The organism is Halorhodospira neutriphila (assembly GCF_016584055.1).
Taxonomy (GTDB): Bacteria; Pseudomonadota; Gammaproteobacteria; order Nitrococcales; family Halorhodospiraceae; genus Halorhodospira; species Halorhodospira neutriphila.
This window is the reverse complement of the sequence record NZ_NRSH01000065.1, coordinates 1-12,492: the sequence shown is the minus strand read 5'-3', so window position 1 is coordinate 12,492 and position 12,492 is coordinate 1. Positions and strand designations below refer to the sequence as shown.

Annotated in this window: 12 protein-coding genes; 6 read left to right on the top strand and 6 right to left on the bottom strand. The window is 75.0% G+C overall.

The genetic code is table 11. The features are described from left to right. From nagZ to CKO13_RS07075, 3 genes are all read left to right on the top strand, one after another. The coding region (gene nagZ / locus CKO13_RS07085; protein WP_200258601.1) for a beta-N-acetylhexosaminidase at positions 1 to 821 on the top strand (821 nt) is incomplete at its 5' end. 35 nt (positions 822 to 856) lie between these two features. After that, a complete protein-coding gene (locus CKO13_RS07080) occupies positions 857 to 1,399 on the top strand; it encodes a hypoxanthine-guanine phosphoribosyltransferase (protein ID WP_200258598.1) in 543 nt (180 codons plus the stop codon). A 66-nt stretch (positions 1,400 to 1,465) separates the two neighbouring features. Continuing rightward, entirely contained in the window at positions 1,466 to 2,212 is a 747-nt protein-coding gene (locus CKO13_RS07075) for an S-methyl-5'-thioinosine phosphorylase (protein WP_200258594.1), read from the top strand. A gap of 62 nt (positions 2,213 to 2,274) precedes the next feature. Here the strand turns inward: CKO13_RS07075 and CKO13_RS07070 are convergent, their stop codons facing one another. The 6 genes from CKO13_RS07070 to tsaA all read right to left on the bottom strand — a co-directional run bounded on the left by CKO13_RS07070 (position 2,275) and on the right by tsaA (position 9,487). After that, positions 2,275 to 3,081: a CsiV family protein gene (locus tag CKO13_RS07070; RefSeq protein WP_200258591.1), complete on the bottom strand. Its 807-nt coding sequence runs from the start codon at positions 3,079 to 3,081 to the stop codon at positions 2,275 to 2,277. A gap of 4 nt (positions 3,082 to 3,085) precedes the next feature. Next, positions 3,086 to 6,517 (bottom strand): transcription-repair coupling factor, encoded by a 3,432-nt coding sequence (gene mfd, locus CKO13_RS07065; protein ID WP_200258588.1) that lies wholly within the window; start codon positions 6,515 to 6,517, stop codon positions 3,086 to 3,088. Continuing rightward, complete coding sequence (locus CKO13_RS07060) at positions 6,514 to 6,909, bottom strand: DUF4870 family protein (protein ID WP_200258585.1); 396 nt, start codon at positions 6,907 to 6,909, stop codon at positions 6,514 to 6,516. The genes mfd and CKO13_RS07060 overlap by 4 nt, the downstream gene beginning before the upstream one ends. A 132-nt stretch (positions 6,910 to 7,041) precedes the next feature. After that, positions 7,042 to 7,899: a carbon-nitrogen hydrolase gene (locus CKO13_RS07055; protein ID WP_200258603.1), complete on the bottom strand. Its 858-nt coding sequence runs from the start codon at positions 7,897 to 7,899 to the stop codon at positions 7,042 to 7,044. Next, on the bottom strand, positions 7,896 to 9,011 hold the full coding sequence (locus CKO13_RS07050; protein WP_200258575.1) for an agmatine deiminase family protein: 1,116 nt from the start codon (positions 9,009 to 9,011) through the stop codon (positions 7,896 to 7,898). The genes CKO13_RS07055 and CKO13_RS07050 overlap by 4 nt, the downstream gene beginning before the upstream one ends. Positions 9,012 to 9,082: 71 nt before the next feature. Beyond that, positions 9,083 to 9,487 (bottom strand): tRNA (N6-threonylcarbamoyladenosine(37)-N6)-methyltransferase TrmO, encoded by a 405-nt coding sequence (gene tsaA / locus CKO13_RS07045; protein ID WP_200258572.1) that lies wholly within the window; start codon positions 9,485 to 9,487, stop codon positions 9,083 to 9,085. Positions 9,488 to 9,626: 139 nt separating this feature from the next. On the opposite strand from tsaA, the gene sfsA reads away from it, so the two are divergent. The 3 genes from sfsA to lolD are packed head-to-tail and all read left to right on the top strand — an operon-like array spanning position 9,627 to position 12,322. Further along, on the top strand, positions 9,627 to 10,361 hold the full coding sequence (gene sfsA / locus CKO13_RS07040; RefSeq protein ID WP_200258566.1) for a DNA/RNA nuclease SfsA: 735 nt from the start codon (positions 9,627 to 9,629) through the stop codon (positions 10,359 to 10,361). A gap of 31 nt (positions 10,362 to 10,392) precedes the next feature. After that, a complete protein-coding gene (locus tag CKO13_RS07035; protein ID WP_200258555.1) occupies positions 10,393 to 11,637 on the top strand; it encodes a lipoprotein-releasing ABC transporter permease subunit in 1,245 nt (414 codons plus the stop codon). Further along, complete coding sequence (lolD, locus tag CKO13_RS07030) at positions 11,630 to 12,322, top strand: lipoprotein-releasing ABC transporter ATP-binding protein LolD (RefSeq protein ID WP_200258547.1); 693 nt, start codon at positions 11,630 to 11,632, stop codon at positions 12,320 to 12,322. The genes CKO13_RS07035 and lolD overlap by 8 nt, the downstream gene beginning before the upstream one ends. Positions 12,323 to 12,492 lie beyond the last annotated feature (170 nt).

Sequence of the window (12,492 nt, the reverse complement as noted above, 5' to 3'; positions counted from 1 at the left end):
GCCCGCTGCTGATCGCCATCGAGGGTACGGAGCTGACGGCGGCCGCGCTCCGGGGCCCGGTCGTAGAGCCGGCCGATCGCCGCCGCCGCGCGGCGCGGCTCGCCGGCTGGCTGGCGGGCGCCGAGCTGCGCGCCTGCGGCGTCGACCTGGACCTCGCCCCGGTCCTCGACCTGCAGCGCGCCGCCGGGGGCGGGGCGATCGGCGACCGGGCCTGGCACGCCGAGCCGGAGCGGGCGGCGCTCCTCGCCGAGGCGTGGGTCGAGGGGGCGCGGCGGGCCGGCGTGGCGGCGGTCGCCAAGCACTTTCCCGGCCACGGCTCGGTCGCCGAGGACAGCCACGTCGCCCTGCCGCACGATAGCCGCCCCCTGGAGGCGATAATCCAGACGGATTTGTTACCCTTTCGCCGCCTCGTGGCCAGCGGGGTCCCGGCGCTGATGGCCGCCCACGTCGTCTACCCGCAGGCCGACGACCGGCCCGCCGGCTACTCGCGGTACTGGCTCGAGCGGGTCCTGCGCCGGGAGCTCGGCTTCCGCGGGGCCGTGCTCAGCGACGACCTGGGCATGGCCGCGGCGGGGGCCGCCGGCGGGATCGGCGAGCGGGTCGAGGCCTGCCTGGCGGCCGGCTGCGACGCCGCCCTGGTCTGCCGGCCGGGGCTCGTCGGGGAGGCGCTGGACGCCTCGGTGCCGGCGGGCGCCCCGGCCTCGGCACGGCGGCTGGCCCGGCTGCGCGGGGAGGCGGCCCCCGGCTGGGAGGAGCTGCGCGCCACGCGGGCGTGGCGCAGCGCCGCTGCCGAGCTCGCCGAGCTCGTGCCGTCGGGGTGAGACCCCCTATCCACTACTGAACAGGAGGATCGCGCATGTCGTGGGATGAGGCCCCCGAGCTCCAAGGGGCGGAGCAGCTCTACGACGCGGCGGCGGTCAGCGCCGCCCTCGACCGCATGGCCACGCAGATCACCGAGCGCTACGCGCAGACCCGGCCGCTGATCATCGGGGTGATGATCGGCGGCATGATCCCCGCCGGGCAGCTGCTGCCCCGCCTCGACTTCCCGCTCGAGGTGGACTACGTGCACGCCAGCCGCTACCGCAACCGCACCTCCGGCGGCGAGCTGGTCTGGCACGCGCTGCCCTCGACGCCCATCGAGGGGCGCGACCTGATCGTCGTCGACGACATCCTCGACGAGGGCTACACGCTGGCCGCCATCCTCGAGTCGTTCCGCAGCGCCGGGGCGCGCTCGGTGGCCAGCGCCGCGCTCGTCGACAAGCGCCACGACCGCAAGTGCCCGGAGGTCCACGGCGACTTCGTCGGCCTCGAGGTCGCGGACCGCTACGTCTTCGGCGCCGGCATGGACTACCGCGGCCTCGGGCGCAACGCGGCGGGGATCTACGCGATCGACATCTAGGGGCGCGCGGCCCGCGTGGCCGTCTCCCCCCCAACCCCCCATCCATCACGCAGAGGAAGGAGCGCGATGAGTCTAGGAATCATCGGCGGCACCGGCCTGACCTCCCTCGAGGGGCTCGAGATCACCCGCCGCGAGGTGGTGCGCACCCCCTTCGGCGAGCCCTCGGCGCCGCTCGTCCACGGCTGCTTCCGGGGCTACAACGTCACCTTCTTGGCGCGCCACGGCCACAACCACAGCATCCCGCCCCACCAGGTGAACTACCGGGCCAATATCTGGGCCCTGCGCCACGTCGGCGTCGAGCAGGTCGTGGCCGTGGCCGCGGTCGGCGGCATCGGCGAGGCGTACGCCCCGCGCCGGCTGGCCATCCCGGACCAGATCATCGACTACACCCACTCGCGGGAGTCGACCTTCTTCGACCAGGACGCCGCCGACGTCACCCACGTCGACTTCACCTACCCCTACGACGCCCGGCTGCGGCGCTGGCTGCTCGCCGCCGCGGCGGAGGCGGGGATCGAGGTCGTGGACGGCGGCACCTACGCCGCCACCCAGGGCCCGCGCCTGGAGACCGCCGCCGAGATCCAGCGCCTGCGGCGCGACGGCTGCGACCTGGTGGGCATGACCGGGATGCCCGAGGCGGTCCTCGCCCGGGAGGCCGAGCTCGCCTACGCCCACTGCGCCGTGGTGGCCAACTGGGGGGCGGGCCTCGCCGAGGGGCAGACGGTCTCCATGGACGATATCCGCGACAACCTCACCTACGGCATGGACCTGGTCCGCCAGCTCATCGCCTCCCTCGCGCCCAAGTTCGAGGGCTAGCCGCGCCCGCCCCCGCGGCGGTTGCCGCAGGGCCCGCGCCGGCGGCCCGCGATCCGGGGGGCTCAACCGCCCGCGTCGCGGGCCGCCGCCGGCGGGGCCTCGAGGGCGCGCACCGAGAGCAGCACCCCCAGGTAGGGGTGGTCGAGGTAGTGGAGCTCGCCGCTGCGCAGGCGCCGGCGCTGGCGCATGACGTGGCGCGGGGCGCGCAGCAGCGCCTCGAGATCGGCGTCCGGCTCGGCGTGGCGGCGCTGCAGGCGCAGGTCGACGGCGGCGTGCAGGTAGCGCTCGCGGAAGACGCGCACCAGGCCGTAGACCGGCGGGCGCAGGGCCGGCCCGGAGCTGGCCCCGGGCAGTGCCGCCTCCGCTGCCGAGGCCGGCCGCCAGTAGAGGGGCACGGGGACGGCCACGGAGCGGGCCTCGCTGAGGCCCGGCTGCAGCCAGCCGATGTGGTAGCGGGGCTGGTAGGCCCCCGAGCGCCGGAGGATCGCCCAGTGCTTGTCGAGCTGGCGCCGCGCCGCAGGCAGGCAGTGCAGGGGGGAGGCCGCCGCCTCGCTCCCCTGCGCCCCGGCGGGGCCGTCCCCGGCGGCCGCGCCGGCGGCCACCGGCCGCTCGGAGCCGGCCGCGGCGCACCCGGCGGGGATCTGCCAGAGCGGGTAGGACGGATCCCCGGCGCGCCCGGGCCAGCGCTCGGCGGCGCTGCCCTCGATCCCGGACTGCTCGAAGACGATCAGCTCCACGGCGTACCACTGCCGCGAGCGCTCCGCCTCCTGGTCCGCCTCGGTCTCGGCCCCGGCTGCTGCCGAGGCGCCCAGGGCGAGGGCCAGGGCGAGGGCGGCTCGGCGGGGGTGGTACAGGCGGTGGGTCGTCATCGTCTCACTCCAGGGTCTTGAGCAGCGCCTCGACGGCCTCGAAGCGGGCCTGCGCCTCGGCGAGGTCGCCGCTGAAGTGGAGGCGCTGCTGGCTGTCGAGCCGGTAGGTCTGCGGCGCCTGCTGGACGAGCTGGACCAGGCGGGCGGGATCGACGCTCGGCTGTGCGCCGAAGTGGACGATACCGCCGCCGGCGCCGGCCTCGAGCTTGCGGATCCCCAGCGCGGCGGCGCGCAGCTTCAGCGCGGCGACCCGGAAGAGGTTGCGGGCGGCCTCCGGGAGCAGCCCGAAGCGGTCGATCATCTCCACCTGCAGCTCCTCGAGCTCGGTGTCGCTGGCGGCGCTGCTGATGCGCTTGTACTGGACCAGCCGGGTGTGGACGTCGGGCAGGTAGTCCGCCGGCAGCAGCGCCGGCACGCGCAGGTCCACCTCCACGCCGGTGTCGAGCTCCGCCTCCGGCGCCGGCTCGCGGCCGGCCTTGAGGTCGCGCACCGCCCGCTCGAGGAGCTGGCTGTAGAGGGTGAAGCCCACCTCCTGGATCTGGCCGCTCTGCTCGTCGCCGAGCAGCTCGCCGGCGCCGCGGATCTCCAGGTCGTGGGAGGCGAGGGCGAAGCCGACCCCTAGGTCCTCGTGCTGCGAGATGGCCTCGAGGCGCTTGACCGCGTCCTTGGTCATGGAGGCCTGCGGCGGCGCCAGCAGGTAGGCGTAGGCGCGGTGGTGGGAGCGCCCGACGCGCCCGCGCAGCTGGTGGAGCTGGGCGAGGCCGAAGCGGTCGGCGCGGTCGATGACGATGGTGTTCGCCGTGGGGACGTCGATCCCCGACTCGATGATCGTCGTGCAGACGAGGATGTCGAAGCGCTGGTGGTAGAAGTCGAGCATCACCCGCTCGAGGTCGCGCTCGCGCATCTGCCCGTGGGCGATGGCGATGCGCGCCTCGGGGAGGAGCTCCTCGAGCTGGCCGGCGGTGCGCTCGATGGTCTTGACGTCGTTGTAGAGGAAGTAGACCTGGCCGCCGCGCTGCATCTCGCGCTGGCACGCCTCGCGGATCAGCCCGTCGCTCCACTCGTGGACGAAGGTCTTCACCGCCAGGCGCCGCTCCGGCGGGGTGGCGATGATCGACAGGTCGCGGATGCCGGCGAGGGACATGTTCAGCGTCCGCGGGATCGGCGTGGCGGTGAGGGTGAGCACGTCCACCTCGGCGCGCAGGCGCTTGAGCCGCTCCTTCTGCCGGACGCCGAAGCGCTGCTCCTCGTCGATGACCACCAGCCCCAGGTTGCGGAACTGCACCTCGCTGCCGAGCAGCTTGTGGGTGCCGATGACGATATCGGCCTGCCCCTCGGCGATGCGCTGCAGGGCCTGCTCGTTGCCCCGCTTGCCGCTGAAGCGCGACAGCGACTCGATGCGCACCGGCCAGTCGGCGAAGCGGTCGGCGAAGTTCTGGTAGTGCTGCTGCGCGAGCAGCGTGGTCGGCACCAGCATCGCCACCTGCCGGCCGGCCTGGACCCCGGCGAAGGCGGCGCGCATGGCCACCTCGGTCTTGCCGAAGCCGACGTCGCCGCAGACCACGCGGTCCATGGGCTGGCCCGAGCGCAGGTCGTCGAGCACCGCCTCGATGGCCGCCTGCTGATCCGGCGTCTCCTCGAAGGGGAAGGCGGCGGCGAAGGCCTCGTAGGCCTGCTCGTCGATCTCGCAGGCGTCCCCGGCCCGGGCCTGGCGCCGGGCGTAGAGGTCGAGCAGCTCGGCGGCGACGTCGCGGGCGCGCTTGGCGGCGCGCCGGCGGGCCTTCTCCCACTGGTCGCTGCCGAGCCGGTGCTGCGGGGCCTCGTCGGCGTCGGCGCCGGTGTAGCGCGAGATGCGGTCGAGCGCCGAGACGGGGACGTAGAGCTTGTCGCCGCCGGCGTACTCGAGGGTCAGGAACTCCGTGGCCACGCCCCCGACCTCGAGGCTCTGCAGGCCGACGTAGCGGCCGACGCCGTGGTCCTCGTGGACCACCGGGGCGCCCTCGTGCAGGTCGGAGAGGTCGCGGATGACCGCCGCCGGGTCGACGGCCGCGCTGGAGCGCCGGCGCCGGCTCTGCCGGGCGCGCTCGCCGTAGAGGGCGCTCTCCGGCACGAGGGCGGTATCGCCGAGGAGGGCCCCGTGCTCCAGGGGGGCCACCGTGATCGCCCGGTCGGCAGCGCTTTCGGTGAAGGCGCCCCAGCCCTCCAGGCCGGCGGCCTCGATGCCGCTGCGCGCCAGGCGCTCCTGGAGCCCCTGGCGCCGGCCGGCGCTCTCGGCGGTGAACAGCACCCGCCCGGGGTGCTCGGCGAGGAACGCCTCCAGGGCGGCGAGGGGGCGCTCGGCCTGGGGGTGGGCGCTGAGATCCGGCAGCGCCGCCACCGGCGCCTCGCTCCCGCGGCCGGGCTCGGCGTGGAGGGCGAGCTGGGGGCGCTGGTTGAGGCCGGCGCGCAGCTCGTCGGGGTCGAGGAAGACCCGGCGCGGCGGCAGCGGGGGGCGCTCCCGGTCGCCGGCGCGCTGCTCGTGGCGCTGCTCGATCTGGCGCCAGTGGGCCTCGGCCGCCTCGTCGATGCCCGCCGTGCGCACCGCCAGGGTCGAGGCCGGCAGGTAGTCGAAGAGCGTCGCCGTCTGCTCGAAGAACAGCGGCAGGTAGTACTCGATGCCCCCCGGCAGGCGCCCCTCGCTGACGGCGCGGTAGACGGCGCTGCGGCTGGGGTCGCCCTCGAACTCGGCGCGGAAGGCCTGCCGGAAGCGGGCGATGCCGTCGTCGTCGGTGGGCATCTCCTGGGCCGGGAGTAGCTCGATGGCCTCGACCTGGCTGGTGGTGCGCTGGGTCTCCGGGTCGAAGCGGCGCAGGCTCTCGACCTCGTCGTCGAAGAGGTCGATGCGGTACGGGGTATCGCCGCCCATGGGGAAGAGATCGAGCAGGGCGCCGCGCACGGCGAACTCGCCGTGCTCGCCGACCTCGGGGACGCAGCGGTAGCCGCCGGCCTCCAGGCGCCGGCGCATCTCCTCGAGGTCGAGGCGCTCGCCGACGCGCAGCAGCAGGGTGCGCCCCTCCAGCCACCCCCGCGGCGGCAAGCGCTGCATGAGCGTCGCCGCCGGGACGATGAGCACCCCGGCCTCGAGGCTCGGCAGCCGGTAGAGCGCGGCGAGGCGCTCGGAGACGATGTCCTGGTGCGGCGAGAAGACGTCGTAGGGGAGGGTCTCCCAGTCCGGGAAGCCGAGGACCTCGCCCTGGCCGTCGAGGAAGAAGGCCACGGCCTCCTGCAGGGCCGCGGCCTGCTGCGGGCTGCCGGCGACGGCCAGGACCGGCCCGCCGTGGCGCCGCGCCGCCTCGGCCAGCGCCAGCGGCTGCGCGGCGCCGGCCAGGGCGGACCAGTCGCGGCGCTCCCCGGCGCGCCGGGGCAGGGGGAGATCGCCGAGCTGCACGCCGCTCATCCGCGCCGCTGCCAGCCGAAGAGCCAGGCCTGCGGGTCGGGGATGGGCTCGCGGCGGCTAAGCTGGCTCATCCCGTAGACGCTGCGGATGAGCAGCCACAGGTAGACCGCCAGCATGAAGGCGACGCCGACCCCCGGGATGAAGAGGAGGTTGAGGACGACCGCCACGACGAAGGCGGCGACGAAGATCCAGAAGGTCCGGATCTGGAAGGTGTAGTGGCTCTCCACCCACGCCGCGCCCTTGCCCCGGGAGAGGTAGGCGACGATGGCGCCGGCGAGGCCGAGCAGGGCGATGAGCGGGCTGAGCAGGTAGAGGGCGTAGACGACCCAGGGGGCCTTGCCCGGCGCCTCGGGCGGCGGGGTGCTCTCCTGGGGCGCGGTCTCGTCTTGCATGGGGGACTCCATTGCCGGTTGCGTGGACTGACTCGAGCGCATATTACCAGCGGTGCCGGGCGACGCCAGGGGCCCGCTGCGCCGCATCGCGACGCCGCCCGGTGGAGGCGGTGGCGGGGCCCTGGGGGGGCGTCAGGGCTCGAGGTAGCGCCGGCCCAGCCCCTGGTAGGCGTCGATGCGCCGGTCCCGCAGGAAGGGCCACATGCGGCGGACGGCCTCGGTGCGCCGCCGGTCGACGGTGACGACCAGGGTCTCGGCCGCGTCGGCGCCGGCGCGGGCGAGGACCTCGCCCTGGGGGCCGCAGACGAAGCTGCCGCCCCAGAAGCGGGCCGCCGGCTCCTCGCCGGTGCGGTTGCAAGCGGCGAGGGGCAGGGCGTTGGCGATGGCGTGGCCGCGCTGGACGGTCTCCCACGCCTCGCGCTGGCGGGCCTGCTCGTCGGCCGGCTCGTCGGCGGCGTAGCCGATGGCGGTGGGGTAGAGCAGGAGCTCGGCGCCGGCGAGGGCCATCAGCCGCGCCGCCTCGGGGAACCACTGGTCCCAGCAGACGAGCACGCCGAGCCGGCCGACGGCCGTGTCGACGGGCGCGAAGCCGCCGTCGCCGGGGGTGAAGTAGAACTTCTCGTAGTAGCCCGGGTCGTCGGGGATGTGCATCTTGCGGTAGGTCCCCGCCAGGCGGCCGTCGGCGTCGAGGACGACGGCGGTGTTGTGGTAGAGGCCGGCGGCGCGGCGCTCGAAGACCGAGCCGACGACGACGCTGCCGTGGGCGGCGGCGGCTTCGCCGAGGCGCTCGGTCGTCGGCCCCGGCACCGGCTCGGCGGCGTCGAAGTGGCGGGGGTGCGCCTCGAAGCAGGGGTAGGGGCCCCGGTGGAGCTCCTGGAGCAGCACCAGCTCGGCGCCGCGGCCGGCCGCCTCGGCGATACCGTCGAGGGAGCGCTGGAGGTTGGCCTCGGGGTCCGGGCCGCAGGGGTGCTGGACCAGGCCCAGCCTCAGCTCGTCGCCCACGCTGCTCCTCCTTGCCCGGCGGGCGCCGGCAGCGGGCTGTCGATGGCCACGCCCTCCGGCAGGTGCAGGGTCGCGCAGTGCAGGCTCCCGCCCTGGCGGATCAGCGCCGCGGCGGGGACGCTGACCACCCGCAGGTCGGGGCGCGCCTGGGCCAGCCGGGCGGCGGCGACGGTGTCGTTGGGGTCGCCGTAGGCGGGCACCAGGATCCCGCCGTTGACGAAGACGAAGTTGGCGTAGCTCGCCGGCAGGCGCCGGCCGTGCCCGTCGTAGCGGGGGGCGGGCAGCGGGAGCTCGATGAGCCGGTACGCCTCGCCGCAGAGGGTCCGGGCGGCGCGCAGCTCCTCGGCCATGGCCTGCAGCGGCGCGTAGTGGGGATCCGCCGGGTCGTGGCAGGCGGTGTGGGCGATGGTCCCGCGGTCGACGAAGCGGGCGAGCATGTCGACGTGGGCGTCGGTGTCGTCGCCGGCGAGCCAGCCCGCCTCGAGCCAGAGGACCCGCTGCGCCCCGAGCCGGGCCTGGAGCTGCGACTCCACCTGCTCCTGGGTGACGGCGCCGTTGCGGTTGGCGTTGAGCAGGCAGGCGGCTGTGGTCAGCAGCGTCCCGGCGCCGTCGGTGTCGATGCTGCCGCCCTCGAGGACCCAGTCGATGCAGCGGAAGGAGCTGGCCCCGATGAGCCCCTCCTGGGTCAGCCGCCGGGTGATCTGGTCGTCGTGCTCGCTGGCGTAGCGCTCGCCCCAGCCGTTGAAGCGGAAGTCGAGCAGCTGCGCGCCGCCGGGGCGGATCACCGTCAGCGGCCCGTGATCGCGGGCCCAGACGTCGTTGGAGGCGGCCTCCGCGAGGATCAGCCGCTCGGCGGCGACCCCCGCCTCGAGCAGCCGGGCGCGGATGCGGGCGAGCTGCGGGCCGTCGGGGCAGACGACGAGCAGCGGCTCGAACTGCCCCGCGGCCGCCGCGAGGCGCTCGAAGCAGGCCTCCACCTCGGGCAGGTCGTGGCCCCAGTCGCCCTCGGCGTGGGGCCAGGTCACCATCAGCGCCGCATGGGGTTCCCACTCCGCGGGGAGCCGGGGGCGCTGGGACTCGGGATATACAGGCGCAGGCATAGTGCACCGACGATGCCTAACGGGTCGGGGGCACTATACGCGAATTGTGCGCTGCAATCATCCGGTAAGATTCAGGCATCCACCGCCGCCGCGGCGATGTGCGGCTTGATGTCGAGGATCGGCGTGCCGTCGGCCATGTCGATGCGCGCCACCTCGAGGGCGGCCTCGCCGACCTCGAGCACCCGGAGCACGGACAGCCCGATGGGGTTGGGTCGGCGCGGCGAGCAGGTGGCGAAGACCCCGCGCTCGTGGTCGCTGTGCGGCGGCCTCTGGATGAGCCGCTCCGGGGAGAAGGGCTCGCTGCGGTGGAAGGCGAAGAGCGCCACGATCTCCTGGCCGGCCTCGATCCCCTGGAGCCCCGCCGCGTACTGCGCCTCCAGCTCGATCCGGCCGCGCCTCTCGGAGACGCTCCAGTGCCGCGGCAGCTCGGTCTCCTCGGTGCGCAGGTAGCCGATGGGCGATAGCGAGATCTGCAAAGGGGGTCTCCTTATCAGTCCGTGGGATTGACGCTTCGCGCCCCACTCTAACCCCTCCGGCGGCCCGGCCGCAGCCGCCGCTGGCGCGCCGCGGCGCAGAACCAGTAGACTGCACGCCCTGATCGCCGGAGGGAAAGGCGTGGAGTTCGAGGCACCCCTGCGGGAGGTCCGCCTCCTGCGCCGCTACCGCCGCTTCCTGGCGGACGTCGAGGATGAGCACGGCCGGCAGTGGACCGTCCACTGCCCGAACACCGGCTCCATGCTCGGCTGCGCCGAGCCGGGCTCGCGGATCTGGCTCAGCCGCAGCGACCGGCCCGGCCGCAAGTACGCCGATACCTGGGAGCTGGTGGAGGCCGCCGATGGGGTCCTGGTAGGGGTGCACACCGGCCGCGCCAACGCCCTGGTCGCCGAGGCCATCGACGCCGGCTGCCTGCCGGGGCTCGACGGCTACCGGCGCCGGCGGCGCGAGGCCGCCGTGCCGGGCGCGCCGATGCGCGCCGACTGGCTCCTCGAAGGGCACGAGCGCGGCGAGCCGCCGTGCTTCCTGGAGGTCAAGAACGTCACGGCGGCGGTGGCCGCGGACGGCGTGGCCCTCTTCCCCGACGCGGTCACGGAGCGCGGCCGGCGCCACCTGGCGGTGCTCGCCGAGCGGGCCGCCGCCGGCGGCCGGGCGGCGCTGGTCTTCTGCGTCCAGCGCACTGATGTCACCGAGGTCCGGCCGGCGGCGTCCATCGACCCGCGCTACGCCGAGGCCCTCCGCGCGGCGGCCGAGGCCGGGGTGGCGATCCGCGCGGTTCGACTGCGCCCGTCCCCGGCGGGTATCTTCCCCGACCGTCCGCTGCCGGTGCGCTGCGCCGGCGACGGGTCCGCCTGAGGGAGCCGACTTGCAGTGAGGAGCCCAGCCCTTGTTCCGTCCCGTTGAGCTGTTCGTGGGCCTGCGCTATACGCGCGCCCGGCGCCGCGGCCCCTTCATCTCCTTCATCTCGATGACCTCCATGGTGGGCATCGCCCTCGGCGTGGCGGCGCTGATCACTGTCCTGTCGGTCATGAACGGCTTCGAGCAGGAGCTGCGCGAGCGCATCCTGGGCATGGTCTCCCACGCCGAGATCCACGGCCCCGGCGAGGCGCTGCCGGACTGGCAGGGCGCCCTCGAGCGCGCCGAGCGCCACCCGCGGGTGGCCGGCGCCGCGCCCTTCATCGACTCCGAGGTCATGGTGACCCGCGGCGGGCAGGTCAGCGGCACCCTGGTCCGCGGCGTCCACCCCGAGCACGAGCGCGAGGTCTCCGAGGTCCTCGACCACATCGTCGCCGGCGACGCCCGGCTCGCCGCCGGCGAGTACAACCTGATCCTCGGCTCCGCCCTGGCGCGCAGCCTCGGCGCCCGCGTGGGCGACCGGGTCGTGGTGGTCACGCCCCAGGCGCGGGTCTCCGTGGCCGGGATCACGCCCCGCCTGCGCCGCTTCACGGTCACGGGGATCTTCGAGGTCGGCATGCACGAGTACGACCGCGCCCTCGCCGTCGCCCACCTCGAGGACATGGCCCGGCTCTCGGGGCTCGGCGACGCGGTCAGCGGGATCCGGCTGCGCTTCGACGACCTCTTCGCCGCCCCCCGGCTCGCCCGCCAGGTCGCCGACGAGCTGCCCGGCTACTACCGCGTCACCGACTGGACCCAGCAGCACGCCAACTTCTTCCGCGCCGTGCAGACGGAGAAGACCGTGATGTTCGTCATCCTGGCGCTGATCGTCGCCGTGGCCGCCTTCAACATCGTCTCGACCCTGGTGATGGTGGTGCGCGACAAGCAGGCGGATATCGCCATCCTGCGCACCCTGGGCCTGCCGCCGCGCAGCATCATGGCGGTGTTCATCATCCAGGGGGCGCTCATCGGCGCCGTCGGCACGGCGCTGGGGGCAGCCGGCGGGGTGGCGCTGGCGCTCAACGTCGAGACCGTGGTCCCCGCCCTGGAGCAGCTGCTCAACGTCGAGTTCCTGCCGGCGGACGTCTACTACATCAGCGACCTGCCCGCCGAGCTGCGCGGCCTGGACGTCGTGCGGGTCACGGGCCTCGCCCTGGCCCTGTCCCTGGTGGCGACGCTCTACCCGGCCTGGCGGGGGGCGCGGACGGAGCCGGCGGAGGCGCTGCGCTATGAGTGAGCAACCCCCCGTGATCGCCTGCCGCGGCGTCGCCAAGCGCTTCCGCGAGGGGCCCCAGCAGCTCGAGATCCTCTCCGGCGTGGCGCTGCGCGTCGCCGCCGGCGAGCAGGTCGCCGTCGTCGGCCCCTCCGGCTCCGGCAAGAGCACGCTGCTCCACATCCTCGGCGGGCTCGACACCCCGAGCGCCGGCGAGGTCCGGGTGGCCGGCGAGCCCATCTACGCCCTCGGCCAGGGGGCGCGCGGGCGCCTGCGCAACCGCGCCCTGGGCTTCATCTACCAGTTCCACCACCTGCTCCCGGAGTTCACCGCCCTGGAGAACGTCGCCATGCCGCTGCTCATCCGCCGGCGCCCCCGGCGGGCCGCGCGGGCGGCGGCGCGGCAGACCCTCGAGCGCATCGGCCTCGGCGAGCGCCTCGAGCACCGCCCCGCCGAGCTCTCCGGCGGCGAGCGCCAGCGCGTGGCCATCGCCCGCGCCGCGGTGACCGAGCCGGCGTGCATCCTCGCCGACGAGCCCACGGGCAACCTCGACCGGCAGACGGCCGTGCGGGTCTTCGAGCTCCTCCAGGAGCTCAACCGGGAGCTCGGCACGGCGCTCATCTTCGTCACCCACGACCGGGAGCTGGCCGGGCGCACCGAGCGGGTGCTGGAGATCGCCGAGGGGCAGCTGCGCCCGGCGGCCGGATAGCTCGCGGGGCGGCGGCCCACCTCGGGGGCGGCGAGGGCCGGCGGGCGTCTAGCGAGCGCGCCCCTTCGGGGTCCCCTGCGCTTCTCGCCCGAGCGGGGCCGCGCGCTAAACTCGCTTCGCTCGGACAACGCGCGCTCGCCGAGCGGCTGGCGCCGCTCGGCGTCCCCGCT

What these genes read in the sequence shown, in the direction of transcription:
- CKO13_RS07075 (WP_200258594.1), top strand. Translation starts at nt 1,466, where the DNA reads ATGAGTCTAGGAATCATCGGCGGCACCGGCCTGACCTCCCTCGAGGGG.
- mfd (WP_200258588.1), bottom strand. Translation starts at nt 6,517, where the DNA reads ATGAGCGGCGTGCAGCTCGGCGATCTCCCCCTGCCCCGGCGCGCCGGG.
- CKO13_RS07070 (WP_200258591.1), bottom strand. Translation starts at nt 3,081, where the DNA reads ATGACGACCCACCGCCTGTACCACCCCCGCCGAGCCGCCCTCGCCCTG.
- CKO13_RS07060 (WP_200258585.1), bottom strand. Translation starts at nt 6,909, where the DNA reads ATGCAAGACGAGACCGCGCCCCAGGAGAGCACCCCGCCGCCCGAGGCG.
- CKO13_RS07080 (WP_200258598.1), top strand. Translation starts at nt 857, where the DNA reads ATGTCGTGGGATGAGGCCCCCGAGCTCCAAGGGGCGGAGCAGCTCTAC.
- lolD (WP_200258547.1), top strand. Translation starts at nt 11,630, where the DNA reads ATGAGTGAGCAACCCCCCGTGATCGCCTGCCGCGGCGTCGCCAAGCGC.
- CKO13_RS07050 (WP_200258575.1), bottom strand. Translation starts at nt 9,011, where the DNA reads ATGCCTGCGCCTGTATATCCCGAGTCCCAGCGCCCCCGGCTCCCCGCG.